The organism is Hydrocarboniphaga sp., from assembly GCF_028291725.1.
Lineage (GTDB): Bacteria > Pseudomonadota > Gammaproteobacteria > Nevskiales > Nevskiaceae > Hydrocarboniphaga.
Genome location: NZ_JAQGNT010000010.1, coordinates 24,779 through 45,978 on the forward strand (window position 1 = coordinate 24,779; position 21,200 = coordinate 45,978).

Here is a 21,200-nt window from a genome sequence, read left to right on the forward strand (position 1 = left end):
TCGAGAAAAACAAGATCTCAACTGCGGTCGTAATGACGCAACCACAGCAGGCCCAAAACAGCGAATACCACCAGCGGCAAGCCGACCGCCGCCAGCGGTGGCACGCGGCCGCCCTGCCCCAGCGAGGCCATCAGTCCGGCACTCAATACCAGGCCCAGACCCGCCGCCAGCGCGATCAGCAGGGAGCCGCCGCCTTCGCCGCCGCGCTGTACCGCCTGCGTGGACGGCAGTGCCAGCAACAGCATCAGCATCAGCAGGAACGGCGCGGCGTAGCTGTGATACAGCGCGGTGCGGTAATAACTCAAGGGCCGGTCGCCGACGCGGGCGCCGGTGAGCACTTCGCCCAGGGTTGCGCTCGACATCGGCAGACTCGGCGTGTCCAGGCGCTTCAGATCCTCGGGGCGCAGGTTGGATCGCCACAGCGCGGTCGGCTCCTGCTGCCGCTGCACGCCGCCGTCGAGCAAGCTCATCGACGTCATCTGCGTCAAGGTCCAGTGGCCGTCGGCCCAGTCGAGCTTGGTGCCGCGGATGCGGCCGATGAAACCGCCGCCGGCATCGCGCCGGTAGATCGTTACGCCTTGCAGATGCTGGCCGTCCCTGCTCGCCTGCTCGACCGATACCAGGCCGTCGTCGGTGCGGAACCAGGACAGCTCCTTGTCGTCGTCGCTGTTGCTCTGATCCGGCGGCTGCGTCGCCTGCCACCAGTCCGCGAGCCTGGCCTCGGCCACCGGCACGATGCGGTCGGCGACGACGAACTGGACGGCCGCGAACAGCAAGGCCACGGGCACCATCGCCCCCAGCATCGAACGCAGGCGGATACCGGCCGCGCGGATCGCGATCAGCTCGTGATTGCGCGCCAGCGTGTAGAACGTGAACAGGCTGCCGATCAGCATCGCCAGCGGCAGCGCCAGCACCAGTTCGGACGCGGTTCGCAGGCCGACGTAATGCAGCACGCCGGCAAGGCCGAGATGGCGCTTGAGGATGTCGGTCGTCACGTCGAGCATCTCCAGCAGCTGGAGCAAGGCGGTCAGCGCAATCAGCACGCCCAGCGTCTGGATCAGCAGCAGCTTGCGCAGATAGCTCGCGAGCGGCCCGACGATCAAGACCCGGCTCCGGGGCTGGCCGTGTCGGGCTTGCTCTTGCGGCGCAGATGGATGCCACCGATCAGGTTCTCGACCGCCGCCACCGCGCGCGTCACCGGGTTCTCGCCGGGGCTGTTGAGGCTGCCGCGGAACAGCCAGAGGCTGAGCGCGCCGAACAACACGAACGGCGACCACACCGCCGGGATCACCGGAAAGCGGCCGGTTTCGGCCAGGCTCTCGCCAAGCTGCACGCCGTGATGCAGGAACAGCAGCATCAGGCAGGCGATGACCACGCCGGGAGCGCGCCGGCCGCGCTTGGCCGCCATGCCCAGCGGGAACGCCAGCAGCGGCAGCAAGGGCAGGCTCAGGCTGCGCACCAGCCGGCCATGGAATTCTCCGGCGAGTTCGGAGTACGGCTGCGGCGGCGCCACCGCATGCATCGCCTGCCACAGCTCGGCGAAAGTCAGCTCGCGCTCGCTGTCGCCGCGGGCGCGGAACGGCGGCGTCACGGTGGAGAAATCGTCATTGGCGTAGCCGCTGGCGAAATGGATGTCCTCGATCTGGCCATCGTCGGATTCCCGGACGATGCGTCCCGCACCCAGGCGCAGCAGCAGCCGCGTGCCGTCGGCGGTCGGGACCAGGTGGCCGGTGTCCGAGGTCGTGACCTCGTCGATATCGTCGACTTTGCGGCGGATGAAGACATTGGTGAGGATGCGGCCGGTGCCGTCGACCTTGTCCGAGGTCAGCACGAAGCCGCGGCCGGCGTCGGCGAACACGTTTTCCTGCACGCGCGCGTTCCAGCCCGAATGCAGCGCCTCGTACATCACTTCGCGGTAGCGGTAGCGGCTGCCCGGTTGCAGGTAGCCGAACAGGTACAGCGCGAACACGCTCAGTATCACCGCCAGCAGCAGGAACGGCCGGGTCAGCTCGGCGATCGAGCGGCCGGCGGCGAGCATCGCGTCGAGCTCGTTGTCCTCGCCCAGGCGCGCGACCACCATGAAAATACTGGCGAAGAATGCGGCCGGCAGCGCCAAGCCGAGGTAGTAAGGGACCAGGTTCAGCACCATCAGCAGCACGTATCCGAGCGCCGATCCGCCCGCCGCCACCAGGTCGAACAGGCGCAGCAGCCGCTCCAGCACCAGGGCCAGCAGCACCACGCCCAGCGACAGCGTCAACGGCGGCCACAGCAGCCGCAGCAGATAGCGTTCGATGCGTCCCATGGAGGCCGCCATCACCGGATCGTGGGCTCAGCCAACACCTAAATCCGCCACAGCTCGCGCAGGCGCGCGACCATCGTGTCGCGCTCGGCGGCGCCGAGCACGACGAAGGAATCGAGCACTGGCGGCCCGGGCCAGCCGGCGTCGGCGAACACGTGACCCTCGCAGTCGCGCGGCTCCTCATAGCGCGGCAGCACGTGGAAGTGCACGTCCGGGTCGACCATCATCAGCATCAGGTGGTTGATGCGCTGATAGCTCGTGAAGCTTTTCAGCATGCGCTCGGCGGCGGCGACCACCGGCTGCAGCTCGGCAAACGCGCTGGCGCCGAGTTCGCCGAACGCCCGCTCCGGCCCGCGATTGACGATGGTCAGCGCCCCCAGCGTCGGCTGTCGGGGCCGCAGCAGCACCAGCCAGGAGCCGTGCTCTGCGATGAGCGTCTCGGGATAACCAAACTTGAGGGCCGTGGCGTTGGGCATGGCATTGGACAACCGCAGACCGCGGTGCGCGGCCACGCAGTTTATCGCGCGTGGTTTACCGCGCGTGCTGCCTCGGCAAATCAAAACGATAGCGACCGGCGCAGACGAAGGCCTGCGCCGTAGCGTCCCATAGGCGCACGCGCTGCTCCAGCTGCCAGTGCTCGCCGCGGCGCTGGATGCGCAGCAGCTGCCAGCGTGCGCCCGCGTCGCGCGCGCCGGGCGCAGCGGACGCCGACGGCAGGCCCAGGCAGGGCACGACGCCGGCCGGGCCGGCCAGCGCATCGAGCCGCGCATCGCGCGCGTGGCCATGCAATACCAGTTCGACACCGGCGCGTTTGATCACGGCGCGCAGCTCGGCGGCGTCGCGCAGCGCCTTGCGCGCGGAGATCGCGCCGGACGCCACCGGGTGGTGAATCATCAGCACCCGGCACAGTCCGCGCCGGCCAAGCTCGCCCAGCCGCTGTTCGAGACGCTGCAGCTGGGCGGCGCCGACCCGGCCGCTGGCCAGCAGCGGCGGCGTCGGCAGCGCCGAGCTGACGCCGATCAGCGCGATATCGCCGCGCTCGCGGACATAAGGCCAGCTTTCGCTGCCGTCGTCGTTGCTCATCCACGGCTGCCACAGACCCCAGCCCTGGCGGTGCTCGAGCGCGACCAGCGCGTCGTGGTTGCCGGGTACGACGCTGACCTGCCCGGCCGGCGCCAGCGCGCTCAGCCAGGCGGCGGCCGCCGGGAACTCGCCCGGCAGCGAGAAATTGGCGATGTCGCCGGTGATCGCCCAGTGATCCGGCGCGGCGGCGCGCACGTCGGCGACGAGGCGCTCCAGCAGATCATGCTGCTGCGACTTGCTGCGCCCGCGGGCCCAGCTGAGCGCGCTGAGCTGGCGCTTGGAAAAGCGCTGGGCCAGGCTCAGCCGGGGCTCGTAGGCAAGGTGCGGGTCGGAAAAATGCGCAAGCGTGGTCGCGGTCACGGATAATGTTCGGCTTTACGGCATCGATTTGGATCATGACACAGCTGCCCCCGTCTTCCCGCGGTCTGCACCCGGACTTGCCGCGGACGGCCCTTGTCGACTCGTCGCCGACGGCCCTGATCGTCGGCGACGCGCCGGTGCGGCTGTGGGGCCTGAGTTCGCGTCAGCGCATCGGCAAGCAGCTGCAGCGGCTGCAGATCGCGCAGGCACCGATCGGCGCGACGGCCGGGCCCGGAGCCATGGTCGGGTCCGTGGTCGTGGTCCATGCGGGCTGGGTCTACGACGAACCTCTGCTGGCCGCGTTGACGCAGGCTGCGGTCGGCACGCTGTTGCTCGACGAGATCAGCGGCAAAGCGGTCGCCGCCAAAGTCAGTGCCGCTCAGGCCGCGAGCCTGGCGCGGGCGCTGGAGACCGGCAGCGAACCGCCGACCGGCCTGCAGAGCCGCACGCCGGCTACACTGGCCAGCCACTACAACAACAAGCTGCGCAAGCGCGAGACACCGTACCTGTTGCCGCTGAGCGCCGGGACGCTGGCGGCGATCGAAAAGCGCATGTTCGCGGGCTCCTACAAGGGCGTCACCGACGCGATCACCAAGTACCTGTGGCCGCTACCGGCACGGCACGTCACTAAGTGGTGCGCGAACGTCGGGATCACACCCAACCAGGTCACTTTCGTCAGCCTGCTGATGGTGATCGCCGCGTTCCAGTGCTTCTGGACCGGGCATTTCGGTTTCGGCCTGGTCGCGGCCTGGATCATGACCTTCCTCGACACCGTGGACGGCAAGCTGGCGCGGGTCACCTTGAACTCGTCCAAATTCGGCGACGTGTTCGATCACGGCATCGACCTGATCCATCCACCGTTCTGGTGGTGGGCCTGGATCGTCGGCCTGGGCGCGGTCGGCCTGCCTTTGCCGGCGAGCGCGGCGGTGCTCGCGATCGTCGTCGTCGGTTATGTCGCGCAGCGTCTTGAGGAGGCCCTGTTCATGAAGGCCTTCGGCATCGAGATGCACATCTGGCGGCGGTTCGACAGCTGGTTCCGCCTGATCACCGCGCGACGCAACCCGAATCTGTTGCTGCTGACGCTGGCGCTGATGTTCGGCCGGCCCGATCTCGGCATGCTCGCGGTCGCGGCCTGGACCGTGCTGTGCTTCTTCGTGCATGCGCTGCAGATCGTGCAGGCGTTTGCGGCGCGGCGGCAGGGTGCGATCACGTCCTGGCTGAGCCACTAGTGGCACTCCACGGCGTAGGTCGGCAATCCCTTGCCGACATGTTCTCCCCGATGCGCAATCACCGCCTCACGTCGGCAAACGATTGCCGACCTACGAGGGGCGGCTGAATGCATCAGGTAGCGCTGATTCACAACCCGCGCAGCCGGCTCAATCGCCGGCTTGCGGTGCATCTGCCTTCGGGGCTGCTGTCGGCCTCGCCGACGACTGAGGGCGAGTTGTTCGCGTCGCTGGCCGAGTACGCGCATCGCGAAGTCGATCTGCTGATGGTCAGCGGCGGCGACGGCACCCTGCGTGACGTCGTCACCTTGCTGCCGCGCGCCTACGGCGACGTGCCCTTGCCGGCCATCGCGCTGCTCGCGGCCGGCAACGCGAACCTGGTCGCATCCGACGTCGGCGCCTGCCGTTCGCAGCGCGACGCACTGTCGCGGCTGAGCGACGCGGCCGCGCAAGGACGCTGGCGGCGCGACGAGCTGCGCCATCCGATCGCGGTGCAGCGCCGCGGCGAGCAGCCGGTGCTCGGCTTTTTCATGGGTGCCGGCGCCCTGAATCGCGCGACGCGATACAACCACGATCACGTCCGCTCCGATGGCGGCCTGTCGGTCGCGATCACCATCGCCGTCTCGATGTGGCGCGCGGTGCGCGGCGTCGGCGACTGGGCCGCGGGCGACTGGATGAGCATCAGCGCCGACGGCGCCGTCGCGCGTGAGGGCAAGCGTTTTCTGTTTCTCGCCAGCAGCCTGCAAAGCCTGATGCTCGGCCTGTGGCCGTTCTGGGGCAGCGGCGGACCGATGCGTTATCTCGACATCGATGCCTATCCTGAAAAACTCGGCCGTTCGCTGCTGCCGCTGGTCCGCGGCCGGCCGACCCCCGCGATGCTCGAGAGCAGTTATCACAGCAGCGGTGCCAGCCGGATCCTGTTGAAAACACAGGGCCCGATGATCATCGACGGCGAGCCTTTCGCCGCTGCCGACGGCGAGTTCCTGCTCAGCCCCGGCCCCGCGCTGCGCTTCGTATCGCCATGAGCGCAGCGCGCGATCCGCTGCGCCGCGCGGTCGACCAGGAGCTGCGTCGCGACGTGCCCGCGGCCGTGGCCGCGTTCGCGGCGCAGCTGGCGCAGCGCGGCGAAACCGTCGCCGCGGTGCTGTTCTACGGATCCAACCTGCGCACCGGCGATCTCGACGGCGTGCTCGATTTCTATGTGCTTGTTGACCGTCTCGGCAGCTGGCATCGGCACCGCCTCGCGGCGCTGGCGAACCGCGCGCTGCCGCCGAATGTTTGCTACGAGACTGCGCGCATCGCCGGACACGAGCTGCGCGCGAAAGTCGCGGTGCTGAGTCTGCAGCAGTTCCAGCACGGCATGCGCGCAGGCGCGATCGACACCAGCCTGTGGGCACGCTTCGCGCAACCGCTGGGCCTGGCCTGGGTGCGCGACGATGCGGCGCGCGCCCAAACCGTCGAGGCGGTTTCGACCGCGCTGGCCACGGCTGCGCGCTGGGCGGCGCTGCTCGGGCCGGCCAGCGCAACCGCAGCGGAATTCTGGCAGGCCCTGTTTCAGAGAACCTACGCGGCAGAACTGCGCGTCGAACGCGCTGGCGGACGCGCGCGCAGCCTGGTCGAACATGAGCGCGAGCGCTATACGAAGCTGCTGCCGCTAGCCTGGCGCGCGACCGGCGTCGAATTCCGCGTGCGCAATCTCAATCTGCTGGAACCGCGGTTGAACGACGTGCAGCGCCGCTCGGGAGCACGCGCCTGGCGGCTGCGTCACGCGATGGGCAAGCCGCTGAATCTGGCGCGCCTGGGCAAAGCGACTTTCACTTTCGACAACGGCGCCGACTATGTCGCGTGGAAAGTCGAGCGGCATTCGGGTTTGAAGCTGGAACTGAGCGACTTCCAGCGCCGGCATCCGCTGCTGGCGGCACCGGCGATACTGTGGAAGCTGATGCGGAATAAAGTCCTGCGCTAGCGCCGATGTTGGGGTTCGCTTTGCTCCCCCCCACCTACCGGTCGCGGGAGGGTGGGGGGAGCCAAGCGAACCCCCACCCTCGACGCCCGAAAGCTCAGGCGACCATCGCGACCGGTGACTTTTCGGCTGGTACCGGCAACACGCCAAGGCGCTGGCCGATGTCGGCGAACAGTGCCAGCGCGGTGTCGATCTGGCGCGGCGTGTGCGCGGCGCTGATGCTCGCGCGCAGCAGCGGCTTGTTGGTCGGCGTCGCCGGCGGCAGCGCCAGGTTGACGTAGAGACCACCCTGCAGCAGCAGATTCCAGAAACGCACCGCGGTTTCGTTGTCGTCGACCGTGACCGACACGATCGGGCTCGCCTGCGGACCGACGTGGAAGCCGAGCCGGCTCAGCCCGTGGTACAGACGCTCGGCATTGTCGCGCAGGCGCACGCGCAGACCGCCGTCCTGGATCAGGCGGCGCAGCGCTTCCTGCGTCGACGCGATAACGCCTGGCGGCAGCGATGCGGTGAACATGTACGGCCGGCAGGCGACACGCAGCACTTCGAAACCTTCGATGTCCGACACACAAAAGCCGCCGACACTGCCAAGGCTCTTGGAGAACGTGCCGACGATGAAATCAACGTCGGCTTCGACACCGGCAGACTCGCTGAGGCCGCGGCCGGTCTTGCCGAGCACGCCCATCGAATGCGCTTCATCGACCAGCAGATAAGCATCCATTTCGCGCTTGACCTGCGCGATTTCCACCAGCGGCGCGGAGTCGCCGAGCATCGAGTAGATGCCTTCGACGACGATCAGCTTGCTTCCCGGATGATCCTTCAGCCGGCGCAGACGCTTGTGCAGATCGTCGGCGTCGTTGTGACGGAAGCGGATCACTTCGGCATGGCCGAGGCGGGCGCCGTCGTAGATGCTGGCGTGGCTGTCGGAGTCGAGAATCAGGTGATCGCCGTGGCCGGCGAGCGTCGACAGCATGCTCAGATTGGCCTGGTAGCCGGTGCTGAACACCATGCCGTGACGGCGGCCGTAGAAATCGGCCAGCGACAACTCCAGGTCGCGATGCCCGGAATAGCTGCCGTTGGCGACGCGCGAGCCGGTGGTGCCGGTGCCGAAGCTGCGCACCGCTTTTACCGATTGCTCGATGCAGCCCTCGTCGAACGTCAGGCCCAGATAATTGTTGGTGCCGAACAGGATCGTCTGCCGTCCGTTCACCAGGCCTTCGGTCGACGACAGAATGCGGTCGAAGGTGACCTTCAGCGGATTGGAATCGACGGGACCGAGGCGGTCGTAGGTCTGGGCCAGATGCTCGAACTTGGAAAGGATGCTCATGCCCGCTCGTTCTGCGTGAGTTGGGTAACGGCCCGCACCAGATCGTCCACCGTGACAATTTCTGCCACGCGATCGAGCGGAATGGACACGTCGTAATGGTCTTCTAAAGCCATCATCAAGTTCATCACCGCAAGCGAATCCAGGCCCAGGTCCTGGACGATGCGCGTGCGGCCTTCGATTTCGGCAGGCCGTAGAACGGCTGCCTGAAGCGCGCCGGTAACATGCACGCGGATATCATTGGTTGAAGAAGTCATTCGTTCTCAATGGTCTGCCCCTGCTTCCTTACGGAGGCCCGAGCACGACTCGTTGTCTGAGCAGCTGCGTGAGCGGCAACGCTCAAAGTGTGCCAATAGTCCGCCATAGCTTAGCAAACTAGTTTCATCGCCCTGTAACACCAGCGTGCGCACAGGTAACCGTGCTCCGGCCGGCCGGGTATCAGGCCGGGTATCAGGCCGCGGGCAGCCAGCCCGCCGCGCGGTACGAGCTCACCGCATCGGCAAAGCCCGTTTTCAGATCGAAACCTGGAGCCCATCCCGGCAGATTCAAGAGCTCGCCGTCGCCAACAGTCCAGTCCAAGTGCCTGAGTTCACCCAACTTGTCCGAGTTGAGCATGTTCCCGCGGCCGATGATCCGGCCGATGTCGCCAACGGCGGCAAGCGACCTCAGCAACGGTCGAGGAAGCTGAAAATAGCCGCGCGGCTTGGCGCCGAGAGCACCTGCGGCGGCCTCCATGATCTCGCGCCAGCGATAGCCGGCAGGGTGGGCGTCGCTGGCGGTTTCGACCCGGCCGGTCGGCAGCCGGGCTAGCATGCCGACCAGGGCAGAGCAAAGATCGTCGACATGGATGACCGCGCTACGTGCTTCCGGGGCGCCGAGCAGCGGCACCCAGGGCAGCCTCGCGAGCTCGAAAAAGGCCAGGGTTTCGCGGTCACCCGGGCCATAGACCGCCGGCGGACGCAGCACGCTGAGGCGCGCGCCGAGTACCTCGAACGCGGCCTGCTCAGCGGCGCGCTTGCTGGCCGCGTAGTCCGACAAGCCGGGCTCGCGCGCCGCCAGACTCGATACCAGCAGCAGATGCGCGCGCTCAGCAGCCGCAACTGCCTCGGCCAAATGGCGAGTGCCGTCGCGATTGGCGCGCATGAAGTCTGCACGGCGCGGCGCCTTGATCAGCCCCGCCAGGTGGACCACCGCATCGGCGCCTTCGACCAGACGCCTGGATGCCGCGGCGTCGACCAGGTCGCCCTGCACCACCTCGATGTCGAGATTGGCCCAGAAGACGTCGGCCGGGTCGCGCCGCACCAGGATGCGGATATCCCAGCCGGCCGCGGCGAGTTGCGGCAGCAGCCGGCGGCCGATGAAACCGGTGGCGCCGGTAACCGCGACCCGCCGCCGCGCCTCAGCCCGCAACGGCAAGCTCGAAACTGCCCGACAGGTACAGCGCCCGCGCCTTGGCGCGGCTGAGCTTGCCGGACGAGGTCTGCGGCAGGGATCGCGGCGGCACCGGCACCACGCGCACCTCGATGCCATGGCGCGCGCGCAGCACACCGGAAACCTCTTCGCACAGCGCGGCGCGAGCCGCGGTCTCGGTCAGGCGCGATTCGATCAGCACCACGACCGATTCGCCGGCCCCGTCGTCGACTGCGAATGCCGCGACATCGCCGCTGCGCAGGCTGCTGACCTCGCCTTCGGCGGTCCATTCCAGATCCTGCGGCCGGATGTTACGGCCGTTGACGATGATCAGGTCCTTGGCACGGCCGGTGATGACGATCTCACCGTCAACCAGGTAACCGATGTCGCCGGTATTGAGCCAGCCGTCGGTGCCGATCGCGCGCGCGGTTTCCTCGGGCTGCGCGAAGTATTCCTTGAACAGGCTGGGACCGCGCACATGCAGCAGACCGACGCCGAGCTCCGGCATCGGGTCGCCGTTGTCGTCGCGCACTTCGACCTCGTGGCCCGGCAGGATGGCGCCGCAACGGACGAAATCGCGGCTGCGCTGCGTATCGATGGTCGGCGCCACCGCCAGGTGCTCGCGCTCCAGCCTATCGGTATCGAGCGTGTCCATGCGCAGGCCGCGGCCTAGCGGCGAGAACGACAGCGCGAGCGCCGCCTCGGCCATGCCATAGCTCGGCGTCAGTGCGCCGGCCTTGAAGCCGGACGCGGCGAAGGCCTCGACGAATTTCTGCAGCGGCCCCGGGCGCACCATGTCGCCGCCGATGCCGGCCGCGCGCCAGCGCGACAGATCCAGGCCTTCCGGCACGCCGCCGTTCTCGACACGCCGTGCGCACAGCTCGAAGCCGAAGCTGGGCGAAAAGCTCAGAGTGCCGCCGTAATTGCTGATCAGCTGCAGCCAGGTCAGCGGCCGGCGCGCGAACTCGCGCGTCGCCAGGTAGTCGACCGAGATCGCGCAGCACACCGGCGTCAGCAGAAAGCCCACCAGGCCCATGTCGTGATAGAACGGCAGCCACGAGGCGCAGCGATCCCCGGGGCCGATTTTCAATCCAAAACGGACGATCGCGTCGATGTTGGCAACCACCGCGCGGTGCGTCACCGCGATCGCATGCGGGAAGCGTGTGCTGCCGGACGAGAACTGCAGGTAGGCCAGATCGTCCGGCGCCGGCGCGGCCAGGTCACCGACGGCCGGCTCGACCGCGGCCAGACCGGCGATCGTGCCGACGAAACGCAAAGGCAGATCGGCGCAGGCCTCCACGATCCAGCTCTCGAATGCCGCCGGTGCCAGCACCGCAGCGGCGCCGATGCTCTCGGTCATCCTGCGAACGTGCTCGAGATAGGTTTCGCGGCCGCCGAGCGCAGCCGGTAATGGCAGCGGCGCCGGCACCAGCCCCGCGATCTGGCAGGCGAAGAAGGCTCGCGCAAAATCGCCATCGGTCTCGGCTAGCAGCGCGACGCGATCACCGCGGACCAGGCCCTTGGCCAGCAGCCGGAGCGCCAGCGCCTCGGCCTGCCCGCGCAAGCGCGAATACGGCAGACCTTCGGTCAACTGGCCGCGGCCGCTGTAGAAATTCATGCCGGCCGAACCCTGGGCGGCATGCTCCAGCGCCGCCGCCAGGCTGGCGAAATCGCGAACGGCAAAAGGGGCCGGACCGCCCGGGGCCGGCGTGCTGTCAGTCATGTTCAGAATGTGCCGCGTACGGAAACCGGCCGGAGAAGGGCCGGCAGTCGATGCTCTATTTTACGCCGGGCCTGTCCAGGCCCGGCCAGTCCTGAGCGCCTGGATGTCCCGGATTGCCTGTACCGGCTCATCGCGGGCTCATCGCGGATGCGTCCAGTATTCCTCAGACCGCGCCACCAGCAAATCGTCCGCCCGGCTACAGCCGGCGTCCTTGCGGTCGCCCTTCATGTGATCCATGAAACGGCCGAGCCGCGAGTTGATCAGCACATGCGAAGCGTACCAGCCCAGCCCTTCGCCGAGGTCACGCACGCGCATGCCGGCGTTCTTCTGGGCGCGGACGCGGGCAACGTCGAACAGCCAGGAGTCGTGGTATTCGCGCTCGGCCCAGAAACCATCGTCGGTATACAGACGCTCGAAATCGGCCAGGAAATCCTGCATCGCCGGGTCGCGCAGGTTGTAGACGACGAAACCGCACTCGGTGAATTTCGGCCGTCGCAGGCAGGCCAGGCCACAGTCCGCCGGCGCCAGCGTGTCCAGCTCGGCGGGGTCCAGCGGCGCGAAGAAGCGGGTGTCGGCATCGATCCAGATCAGCACATCGGCGTCGGTATGACGCGCGGCGTGAAAGATCGCGAAGGTTTTGTGCGAGAAGCGCACCGCGTCCCAGCGATAGCGCGCTTTTTTGACCCGCAGCGGCACCGGGATCGATAGCCGCCCCAGCTTGAGCCGTCGCCAGGGCTTGATGTGTCCGTGAGCGCGCGGGTTGTCCGCGTGGCGCTTTTTGAACGCCACCAGTTCCGGGGACGAGGCCAGCAGATCGCGCGCGACCAGCCGGCCCGGGATCGGCGCCGGCTCGAAGCCCTCGTGGTAGAGCAGCAGGGGCACCTCCCGCGGCCAGAATTCGGCAAAGGTTTCGACCATCAGGCGACCATAACTTTGGTAGCCCGCGGCGTGGCAGGTGGTGACAACGGCGAATCGGCGCATCCGGCTAGCTTATCGCGCCGCGGCCACCGCTGAACTATGCAGGCCAATTCCCTGATAATGCGCGCCTTCCGCGGTCCACCGGCGTGTTCGATTGCGCATCGTCTACCTGATCAACGGCTTCAACGGCGGCGGCGCCGCGCTGCCGGTCGCCGACGTGGTCATGACGATGTCTGATCTCGGCCATCAGGTCGAAGTGGTCGCGCTGATGCGCCAGGACGGCCGCGCCGAGCAGCGGCTGCGCGAGGCGGGCGTGCGCTACCGGATTCTCGGCCCGGAGCGTCTCGGCCCGACCTCGTTCACGCGGCTGATCGGCTATCTGCGCCGCGAGCGGCCGGACTTGCTCTGGACTTCGCTGGCGCGCGCGACTTTGCTGGGCCAGCTGGCCGGAGCCTTGCTGAAAATCCCGGTGGTCAGCTGGCAGCACAATGCCTGGCTCAAGCCGATCAATGTCGTGCTGATGCGCCGCACGCGGCGGCTGACCCGGCTTTGGGTTGCCGATTCCGACGCGGTGCGCGGCTGGGCGATCCGCGAACTCGGCCTGCCGGCCGAGCGCTTCCTGGTCTGGCCGCTGTTCGTCGCCGATCCGTCCGCGCCCGTGGCGGCCGCCTGGCAGCCCGGTCAGATCTTCCGTCTCGGCAGCCTCGGCCGGCTGCATCCGAACAAGCGCTACGAGGTGCTGGTACGGGCGGCCGCGCGGATGGCGCAGATCGATCCCCAGCTGGCCGGGCGCATGCAGATCATCATCGCCGGCAGCGGCGACGAGCTGCCGCGGCTGCAGGCGCTGAGCGCTGAGCTGGGTCTCGGCAACCTGCATTTCGACGGCTACGTCGAACGGCCCCAGCAATTCCTGGCCGGCCTGCACGGCTACGTCCAGCCCTCGCGCAACGAAGGGCTTTGCCTGGCCGCCCATGAGGCGCTGCAAGCTGGACTACCGGTGATCGCGACGCCGGTTGGGCAGATGGCGCACAGCGTCATCGATGGGGTCAATGGCTGGCAGGTGCCGGTCGACGATGTCGATGCGCTGGCCCGGGCGCTGCTGAAACTGGCGGCCGATCCGGCACTCGCAGCAAGGATGGGTGCGGCAGCCCGCGACAGTGTGCTGGAGCGTTACAGCCGCGAGCGGTTTCGCGCGATGTGTGCAGAGATTCTGCGAGCCGCGGAGCGCGCGTAGGTCGGCAATCCTTTGCCGACGTGAGGCGGTGATTGCGCATCGGGGATGCACGTCGGCAAGGGATTGCCGACCTACGGCGGGAGCAGCGCTTGGACCCTGGAGACGACGCGCTGCAGATCGTCGTCGGCCTGCGCGCTCCAACTCACGCGCGGCACCGACTCGCCGAAAATCCCGACGATGCCCTGCTGCGCCAGCGTATCGATCCAGCGATCCAGATCGACGGCCGACGCCCACGCGCCCCTGCGCACCAGCGCCACCACCAGGGACGCCGGCAACAAGCCGCGCACCAGCCGCCGCAGGCGCAGACGCAGCGATGGCCGCAGCGGCAGCACGCTCACCGGACGGCCGCTGCGCCAGCAGTCGGCGATCATCGAGGCGGTGTCGCCGGTCAGCACGAATTCATCGGCCAGCGCCAGATATTCCGGGTACGCATTACGGTCCGCTGCGGCGCCGTACTCACTGAGTTCGTAGAGCGCCGACGACGAGATCAGGGCTGCACGCAGCGGCGCGATCCAGCCGGCCGGCGTACGCGGGCTGGTGCTGACCAGCAGACTGCCGCCGGTCTTCGTCAACCGCGGCTCCAGCTCGTTCACCAGCGCGACCAGCGCCGCCGTGTCCAAGTGGTAGTGACGCGTCACGCCGCCGACGATCAGCGCCGTCCACGGCCGCGGCAGCTTTTCCAGGCGCTGCCGCGCGGCCGTCAGCACCTCATCAGCCAGCCGCGGCGGCAGGTTCAAGGGCAGGTGCAGGCGCAACACGTTGGGCGCATCGGGCACTGCGTCCTGCGGCATCGGCACGATCAGATCCAGCTGCCCAGGGGCGATGCCGCGCGGCCGGCCCAGATGGACGATGCGTACGCGGCCGCCGCTGGCGTGCTTGATCCACAGCGCCGCCTGCAAGGTCTTGCCGAACGAAATCACCAGCTCCGGCCAGGGCGCGCTCAGCCCGCAGGATGGGGCGGCTTGCGGCCGCCAGCCGAACGAGGGCCGCGCCGCCGATCCGGGCTCGAATACCGGCTTCTCCTCCCAGGCTTCGCCCAGCGCCTGCGCGAGCCGCCGCTGCTGCGCCAGTTCGCCGGGACGCGGGCCGGCCAGCAGCCAGATGCGGGGCGCGGTCACCGCCGCGTCAATGCGGCCTGAGCCCGAACCAGCCGCGCAGGCCGCGCGTCACCGGATTGCCGGAATAGTGCCGCTCGGACTTCTTCACCAGCACGCCGTAAGGTTCGGGATTGCGGTACTGATCGAGGCGGCGGCCGGATGCCAGCGCGTCCTGGTATTCATGCTCGAAGCGCTCGGCCAGGTCGCCGCGCGGATGCGCCAGCAGCTTGCCGTCGAACCAGTGCCTGCCGCCTTCGGCCTCGAGCCGCGGCAGCGAGTAACGATGCGAGAACTGCGTGCCCATGTCGGAGTAATGCAGGATCTTGATGCGCTCGACCGGCTGGCCATCGCCGTCGATGTTGTTGAAAGCCGGGTCCATCGCCTGCACCTGCCCGGGATGCGCGGCGAAGTGCCGGGTCAGGCGCGAATGCGCGTCCGGCTGGCTGCGCAGCTCGTCCATACCGGGCAGCACGCTGCGGGCGGCGGCGCAGTCCCACAGCATCACGCAAAAGCGCTGGAAGCCTGTTTCGCGACGCGCGGCAAACACCGCCGGCGCCGCCAGCGGCGTACGCCACAGCTCGGCGATGTCGGACATCACGATCATGTCGGTATCCATGTAGATCGCGCGGCCCTGATAGCCGCAATGCGCCGGCACCGCCCAGCGGAAACCGGAGAACGGCGTCGCCCAGCGCTCGGTGCGCCAGCCGGATGCCTGCTGCCGCGGGTCCGAGTACCAGAAACTTTGCGGATTGCGCGACAGCCGCATCCAGTGAATCTCGACCGGCAGCGAGGCATGCTTTCGCATCGTGTGCTCGAGCACCATCATCTGCTCGAGATCGCAGTCGTTCGGATCGCAGCCGACAAAAACACGGACAATATCGGGATTCATGCTTCGGGCAATATTGGAAGTTCCCTCCCCCGCGCCTGTGGGGAAGGTTCAGGCTGCAAAGCATACGCCCAGGCCATCGTCGATCGCATGAGAGTCGTTTTCCCCTATCTGGCCCAAGCCCATCAGCTACTGCACTCGCTGCCGATCGCAGCCGCGATTGCCGCGCGCCATCCGCGGGTCGAGGTCCACGTCAGCGCGGCCAGCCCGGCGCTGCTGGACTTCGCGCGGCGCCTGGTCGTGCGCAATGCGCCCGCGGCGCGGATCGCATTCGACCTGTTGCCGCTGGGCCCCGGCGACGCTCTGAGGCTGGCCGCCGGACTCGGAAAATCGCATTTCAAGCAATACACGCTGCTGCGCAATCGCGGCTATTTCGCCGGCTTCGATGCGGTAGTGACGCCGGAACGCACCTCGCTGTTCCTGCGCCGCATCGGCGTCAAAGCCAGGCTGATCTGGACCCGACACGGTGCGGGAGATCGCGAGATCGGCTTCGCCGACGACGTGCGCGACTTCGACTTCGTGCTGATGGCCGGGCGCAAAGTCGAGCAGCGCCTGCTGGCTGGTGGCCTGATCCGGCCGGGCCACTATGTCAGCGGCGTCTACGCCAAGTTCGATTGGGCACAAAGTGCCGCCGGCGAGGCGCTGTTCGACAATACCCGGCCCACGGTGCTGTACAACCCGCACTTCCGCCCTGGCCTGTCGTCCTGGCCACGGTTCGGCCGCGCGGTGCTCGACGCCTTCGCCGCCGGTGGCCGCTACAACCTGGTGTTCGCACCCCACGTGCGCCTGTTCGACCCGCCGACCGCCGCCGACTACCTGGCTTTCGAGCCCTACCAGGCACTGCCGCATATGCGCATCGATCTCGGCAGCGAACGCAGCATCGACATGAGCTATACCCGGGCCGCCGACCTGTACCTGGGCGACGTCAGCAGCCAGCTTGCCGAGTTCCTGTCGCGGCCGAGGCCCTGCTTGTTCCTGGACGCGCATGCCACCGCCTGGCGCGACGACCCGAACTACCGGTTCTGGGCGCTGGGCCCGGTACTGACGAGTGTCGCCGGGATCGAGCACGAACTCGACCGGGCCATAGCCCATCACAGCGATCACGCGGCCGCGCAACGACTTTACGTCGACGAAACCTTCGAGCTCGAACCCGGCCCGTCGGCGCCGCGCGGAGCCGACGCGATCGTCGGTTTCCTGGCCGGGGCCGCCAAGCCCGGGCGAAACGGCGGCGGAAACAGTTAGGATTCGCGCCGTCACGATGAACCCGACACCGACTCCACCGCCGACCCCTACCGTCACGCCGCTGCGCAGCAGCGGTTTGCGGGTGCCGCTGTTCTGGCGTTTCTCCGGCCTGATCTCCCCCAGGCGCAACTTCGCGGTCGCGCTGTGCGTGGTCTTCGCCAGCCTCGCCGACGGCTTCGGCATCGCGACCCTGCTGCCGCTGATCTCGGTGCTCGGCGACGGCACCGGCAAGACCAGCCCGATGAGCCGCGCGATTCTCGATCTGCTGCAGACCCTGCACGTCCCGACCAACCCGGCGCTGCTGCTGTGCATCGTCGTCGGCGGTGTGCTGACCAAGGGCGCACTGATGATCGTCGCGCTGCGCCAGATCGGCGGCGCGGTCGCCGACGTCGCGGCCAAGCTGCGCATCGGCCTGGTCGAGGCGCTGCTGCGCGCGCGCTGGAGCTACTACGTGCGCCAGCCGGTCGGGCGCTTTTCCAATGCGCTCGGCGCCGAGGCGAATGCCGCCGGCGACGCCTACAACGCGGCGATGCAGATGCTGTCGCAGCTGGTGCAGGCGGTGGTGTATCTGAGCATCGCGGCGCTGGTGTCTTGGCGGCTGGCGCTGTTCACGCTGCTGGTCAGCGGCATCATGCTCGGCTCGCTGAACCGCTTTCTGCTCGCGGCCAAGCGCAGCGCCAAGCTGCAGCAGAAGCTGCTGCGCTCGATCCTCGGCCGGCTGACCGACGTGCTGATCGGCATCAAGCCGATGAAGGCGATGTCGCGGCAGGCGCGTTTCGCGCTGCTGTTCGATCGTGACCTCAAGCAGGTGCGCAAAGCCTCGCGGCGCCAGGTGTTCTCGAAGAACGTCAACAAGGCGCTGCAGGAACCGATCCTGGCGATCTGCCTGTCGCTCGGCATTTTCGTCGCGCTGCGGGTGCTCGAACTGCCGATCGGCGAAGTCATCGTGATGAGCCTGCTGCTGGCGAAAACCGTGCTGGTCACGGGCAAGGCGCAGCAGGAGCTGCAGAATTTCTACGCCAACCAGCACGCGCTGAAATCGGTGCGCGAGGCGGTCAACGAATCCACCGCAGCGCGCGAGGAAACCTACGGCGGCGGCACCCCGACGCTGGAGCGCGGCATCGAGTTCCGCAACGTCAGCTTCGGCTACGACGAGCGTGCGACGCTGCGCAATCTCGACCTGCAGATCGGCGCCGGCGAGCTGATCGCGCTGACCGGCCCTTCCGGCGCCGGCAAGACTACGCTGGTCGACCTGCTGCTCGGCTTCCATCGGCCGCAGAAAGGCGAGGTCTGGATCGACGGCGTGCCGATGGCCGATCTCGACCTGATGCAATGGCGCTCGCTGATCGGCTACGTGCCACAGGAGCTGATCCTGTTCCACGACTCGATCGCGGCCAACATCACGCTGGGCGAACCGCGCTTTTCCGACGAGGATGTCGAACGCGCGCTGCAGGCGGCCGGCGCGCTGGACTTCGTGCGCAGCCTGCCGCAGGGCACCGCGACCATCGCCGGCGAACGCGGCTCGGCGTTGTCCGGCGGCCAGCGCCAGCGCATCGCGCTGGCACGTGCGCTGGTGCACGAGCCGCGCCTGCTGATACTCGACGAAGCCACCAGCGCACTCGATCCGGAAACCGAGACCCTGATCATCGACAACGTCGCGCGCCTGGTGCGCGATCGCGGCATGACGGTATTGTCGGTAACCCATCATCCGGCCTGGCTCAAGCTCGCCAGCCGCGTGCTGCGCCTGGAATCCGGCAGTACCTCGGCTCCTCTGATCGATATCGCTACGAATCATTAGGAAGTAACGGGGCGTTAATGCCGTCTGGCAAACAATCGGCCGGCAATGCCTGTCTCGATCTTCGTTATCAATCTGCTGCGCCGAGCCGATCGCCGCGCCGCTATCGACGCACAGTTGGCCGCGGCCGGACTGCGGGCCGAGTTCGTCGCCGCGGTCGACGGAAACACGCTTGAATTGGCGGCGTATCGCGACGCCGGCCAGCCTTCGCGCGGCGAAATCGCCTGCTATCTCAGCCACACGCGGATCTGGGCGCAAGTCATTGACCGGCAACTCGCTTTTGCGCTGGTGCTCGAGGACGATGTGCTGATCGATCGGCGTCTCGCCCAGGCTTGCGAGGCGATCGCGCAAATGCCGCTGGGCGTCGACGTCATCCGCCTCGGCAGCCTGATGCGGCCTTGCGGCTTCAAAATCGCCGAGATCGCACCCGGTATCGATCTGCTGGCGCCAAGCCGCAATGCCAGCGGCATGCATGCCTATCTGGTTTCGCAGCAAGGTGCCCGCCGGCTGTTGCGCGACTTCGCCGAACCGCGGCAGCCGGTCGACCGCGTTCTCGATCAGGCCTGGCATAACGGCCTGGACGTGCTGCTCGCGGCGCCGCCGCTGGCAAGCCCGCGCAACTCGAACCACAGCGATATCGCCGCGCTGGGCCTGCGAGCCCGGCGTTCCGCGCGCGGGAATCGGCTGCAGCGCTGGATCGAGCGGATCCGGCGCAACGCGCAGGCGCTGAGGCTGCAGCGGCTGATGCGGCTCAGGTTGAGCGGCCGCGGCGCGACGCCGTATGGCCGTGCACTGGCGGCCCGGGCCGCGATTCCATGACACCGGGAGCGCTGTAACCGATAATCACGGCCCGCACGGTCCGGCGCCTGCCGCACCGGAAATATTTCGCATCAATCCCCCGCTTCGAGAACATGAGCCAATACGTCTACACGATGAACCGGGTCGGCAAGACCGTCCCGCCGAAGAAGGAAATTCTTCGCGACATCTCGCTGTCCTTCTTCCCCGGCGCCAAGATCGGCGTGCTCGGCTACAACGGCGCGGGTAAATCCACGCTGCTGAAGATCATGGCCGGCGTCGACAAGGATTATCACGGCGAGGCCAGGCCGATGCCGGGCCTCAAGGTCGGCTATCTGCCGCAGGAGCCGCAGCTGGACCCGGCCAAGAACGTGCGCGAGAACGTGATGGAGGCGATGTCGCACATCACTGGCGCACAGGCCGAACTCGAAGCGGTCTATGCGGCCTATGCGGAAGAGAACGCCGACTTCGACAAGCTCGCCGCCAAGCAGCAGGAGCTGGAGAACATCCTGGCGGCCAACGACGGCAACAACCTCGACGTGGTGCTGGACAAGGCCGGCGAAGCGCTGAACCTGCCGGCCTGGGACGCCGACGTCACCAAGCTCTCGGGCGGCGAGCGCCGCCGTGTCGCGCTGTGCCGCCTGCTGCTGAGCAAGCCCGACATGATTCTGCTGGACGAGCCGACCAACCATCTCGACGCCGAGTCGGTGGCCTGGCTGGAGAAGTTCCTGAAGGACTTCCCCGGCACCATCATCGCGGTCACCCATGACCGCTACTTCCTCGACAACGTCGCCGGCTGGATTCTGGAACTCGATCGCGGCCACGGCATCCCCTGGCAGGGCAATTACTCGACCTGGCTGGAGGGTAAGGAAAAGCGCCTGTCAAACGAGCAGAAGAGCGAGGACGCGCATTCGCGCGCGATGAAGGAAGAGCTGGAATGGGTTCGCAAGAACCCCAAGGGCCGCCAGTCCAAATCCAAGGCGCGTTTGAAAGCCTACGAGGAAATGGCCAGCCAGGAATTCCAGAAGCGCGCCGAAACCAAGGAGCTGTACATCCCGCCCGGCCCGCGTCTGGGCGACACCGTGATCGAGGTCAAGGACGTCGCCAAGAAGTACGGCGACCGCCTGCTGTATTCGGGCCTGAACTTCACCGTGCCCAAGGGCGCGATCGTCGGCATCGTCGGCGCCAACGGCCGCGGCAAGACCACGCTGTTCCGCATGCTGCTCGGGCAGGAGCAGCCGGATGCCGGCAGCATCCGCATCGGCGAAACCGTAAAGCTCGCCTACGTCGACCAGAGCCGCGACGCGCTCGACGGCGACAAGACCGTGTTCCAGGAAATCTCCGGCGGCAACGACATCATCCGCGCCGGCAATTTCGAAATGCCGGCGCGCGCCTACATCGGCCGCTTCAACTTCAAGGGCGACAGCCAGGGCAAGCGCGTCAAGGACCTGTCCGGCGGCGAACGCAACCGCCTGCATCTGGCGAAACTGCTGCTGTCCGGCGGCAACGTGTTGCTGCTGGACGAGCCGACCAACGATCTCGACGTCGAAACTCTGCGCGCGCTGGAAGAAGCGCTGCTGGATTTCAGCGGCTGCGCGCTGGTGATCTCGCATGATCGCTGGTTTCTGGATCGCGTCTCCACGCACATCCTGGCGTTTGAAGACAGCGGCGAAATCACCTTCCTTGAAGGCAACTACAAGGAATACGAAGATGACTTCCGCCGCCGCACGGGTGCGGAGCCGGGCATCAACCGGCGGTCGCGGCACAAGAAGCTGGGCTGACGTGTAGGGCGGGTCGAGACCCGCCGTTTTTCGTCACCTGCCAAGAAAGGCGGCGGGTCTCGAC

General features: G+C 67.6%; 19 protein-coding genes. 8 read left to right on the top strand and 11 right to left on the bottom strand.

Annotated elements, in window-relative coordinates; translation table 11 throughout:
• Positions 1 to 17: 17 nt before the first annotated feature.
• The 4 genes from JWQ90_RS03005 to JWQ90_RS03020 are packed head-to-tail and all read right to left on the bottom strand — an operon-like array spanning position 18 to position 3,742.
• Positions 18 to 1,103 (bottom strand): LptF/LptG family permease, encoded by a 1,086-nt coding sequence (locus JWQ90_RS03005; RefSeq protein ID WP_299689182.1) that lies wholly within the window; start codon positions 1,101 to 1,103, stop codon positions 18 to 20.
• Complete coding sequence (locus JWQ90_RS03010) at positions 1,100 to 2,314, bottom strand: LptF/LptG family permease (protein WP_299689185.1); 1,215 nt, start codon at positions 2,312 to 2,314, stop codon at positions 1,100 to 1,102. Before JWQ90_RS03010 ends, JWQ90_RS03005 begins: the two co-directional genes overlap by 4 nt.
• Positions 2,315 to 2,340: 26 nt before the next feature.
• Entirely contained in the window at positions 2,341 to 2,811 is a 471-nt protein-coding gene (locus tag JWQ90_RS03015) for an HIT family protein (protein ID WP_299689188.1), read from the bottom strand.
• 19 nt (positions 2,812 to 2,830) lie between these two features.
• Positions 2,831 to 3,742, bottom strand: coding sequence for a metallophosphoesterase (locus JWQ90_RS03020; protein ID WP_299689191.1), 912 nt, complete (start codon positions 3,740 to 3,742; stop codon positions 2,831 to 2,833).
• Between the two features lie 35 nt (positions 3,743 to 3,777).
• Here JWQ90_RS03020 and JWQ90_RS03025 point away from each other — a divergent pair, with 35 nt between their 5' ends.
• The 3 genes from JWQ90_RS03025 (at position 3,778) to JWQ90_RS03035 (ending at position 6,934) form a co-directional block, all read left to right on the top strand.
• A complete protein-coding gene (locus JWQ90_RS03025; RefSeq protein WP_299689194.1) occupies positions 3,778 to 4,971 on the top strand; it encodes a CDP-alcohol phosphatidyltransferase family protein in 1,194 nt (397 codons plus the stop codon).
• A 107-nt stretch (positions 4,972 to 5,078) separates the two neighbouring features.
• A complete protein-coding gene (locus JWQ90_RS03030) occupies positions 5,079 to 5,993 on the top strand; it encodes a diacylglycerol kinase family protein (RefSeq protein WP_299689196.1) in 915 nt (304 codons plus the stop codon).
• Entirely contained in the window at positions 5,990 to 6,934 is a 945-nt protein-coding gene (locus tag JWQ90_RS03035; RefSeq protein WP_299689199.1) for a hypothetical protein, read from the top strand. The genes JWQ90_RS03030 and JWQ90_RS03035 overlap by 4 nt, the downstream gene beginning before the upstream one ends.
• 94 nt (positions 6,935 to 7,028) lie before the next feature.
• On the opposite strand, the gene JWQ90_RS03040 is transcribed toward JWQ90_RS03035, so the two are convergent.
• The 5 genes from JWQ90_RS03040 to JWQ90_RS03060 form a co-directional block, all read right to left on the bottom strand.
• Positions 7,029 to 8,258, bottom strand: a complete 1,230-nt coding sequence (locus JWQ90_RS03040) for a pyridoxal phosphate-dependent aminotransferase family protein (RefSeq protein WP_299689202.1) — start codon at positions 8,256 to 8,258, stop codon at positions 7,029 to 7,031.
• Entirely contained in the window at positions 8,255 to 8,512 is a 258-nt protein-coding gene (locus JWQ90_RS03045; protein ID WP_299689205.1) for an acyl carrier protein, read from the bottom strand. The genes JWQ90_RS03040 and JWQ90_RS03045 overlap by 4 nt, the downstream gene beginning before the upstream one ends.
• Positions 8,513 to 8,705: 193 nt before the next feature.
• The gene (locus JWQ90_RS03050) at positions 8,706 to 9,671 is read right to left on the bottom strand and encodes an NAD(P)-dependent oxidoreductase (RefSeq protein ID WP_299689208.1); all 966 of its coding nucleotides are present in this window, start codon (positions 9,669 to 9,671) and stop codon (positions 8,706 to 8,708) included.
• Positions 9,655 to 11,388 carry a fatty acyl-AMP ligase gene (locus JWQ90_RS03055; protein WP_299689211.1) on the bottom strand — a complete coding sequence of 578 codons (1,734 nt, stop codon included), beginning with the start codon at positions 11,386 to 11,388 and terminating at the stop codon, positions 9,655 to 9,657. The genes JWQ90_RS03050 and JWQ90_RS03055 overlap by 17 nt, the downstream gene beginning before the upstream one ends.
• 138 nt (positions 11,389 to 11,526) lie before the next feature.
• Entirely contained in the window at positions 11,527 to 12,369 is an 843-nt protein-coding gene (locus JWQ90_RS03060) for a hypothetical protein (RefSeq protein WP_299689214.1), read from the bottom strand.
• Positions 12,370 to 12,460: 91 nt separating this feature from the next.
• On the opposite strand from JWQ90_RS03060, the gene JWQ90_RS03065 reads away from it, so the two are divergent.
• Entirely contained in the window at positions 12,461 to 13,540 is a 1,080-nt protein-coding gene (locus JWQ90_RS03065) for a glycosyltransferase (RefSeq protein WP_299689217.1), read from the top strand.
• 71 nt (positions 13,541 to 13,611) lie between these two features.
• On the opposite strand, the gene JWQ90_RS03070 is transcribed toward JWQ90_RS03065, so the two are convergent.
• Positions 13,612 to 14,658, bottom strand: a complete 1,047-nt coding sequence (locus JWQ90_RS03070; protein ID WP_299689219.1) for an ELM1/GtrOC1 family putative glycosyltransferase — start codon at positions 14,656 to 14,658, stop codon at positions 13,612 to 13,614.
• A gap of 7 nt (positions 14,659 to 14,665) precedes the next feature.
• A complete protein-coding gene (locus JWQ90_RS03075; RefSeq protein WP_299689221.1) occupies positions 14,666 to 15,526 on the bottom strand; it encodes a glycosyl transferase in 861 nt (286 codons plus the stop codon).
• Positions 15,527 to 15,613: 87 nt separating this feature from the next.
• Between JWQ90_RS03075 and JWQ90_RS03080 the strand changes: the two genes are divergently transcribed.
• The 4 genes from JWQ90_RS03080 (at position 15,614) to ettA (ending at position 21,136) form a co-directional block, all read left to right on the top strand.
• Entirely contained in the window at positions 15,614 to 16,765 is a 1,152-nt protein-coding gene (locus tag JWQ90_RS03080; protein ID WP_299689223.1) for a hypothetical protein, read from the top strand.
• A 16-nt stretch (positions 16,766 to 16,781) separates the two neighbouring features.
• Positions 16,782 to 18,563 carry an ABC transporter ATP-binding protein gene (locus JWQ90_RS03085; RefSeq protein ID WP_299689225.1) on the top strand — a complete coding sequence of 594 codons (1,782 nt, stop codon included), beginning with the start codon at positions 16,782 to 16,784 and terminating at the stop codon, positions 18,561 to 18,563.
• A 45-nt stretch (positions 18,564 to 18,608) separates the two neighbouring features.
• On the top strand, positions 18,609 to 19,379 hold the full coding sequence (locus tag JWQ90_RS03090) for a glycosyltransferase family 25 protein (protein WP_299689228.1): 771 nt from the start codon (positions 18,609 to 18,611) through the stop codon (positions 19,377 to 19,379).
• A gap of 92 nt (positions 19,380 to 19,471) precedes the next feature.
• Positions 19,472 to 21,136, top strand: a complete 1,665-nt coding sequence (gene ettA / locus JWQ90_RS03095) for an energy-dependent translational throttle protein EttA (RefSeq protein ID WP_299689231.1) — start codon at positions 19,472 to 19,474, stop codon at positions 21,134 to 21,136.
• Positions 21,137 to 21,200 lie beyond the last annotated feature (64 nt).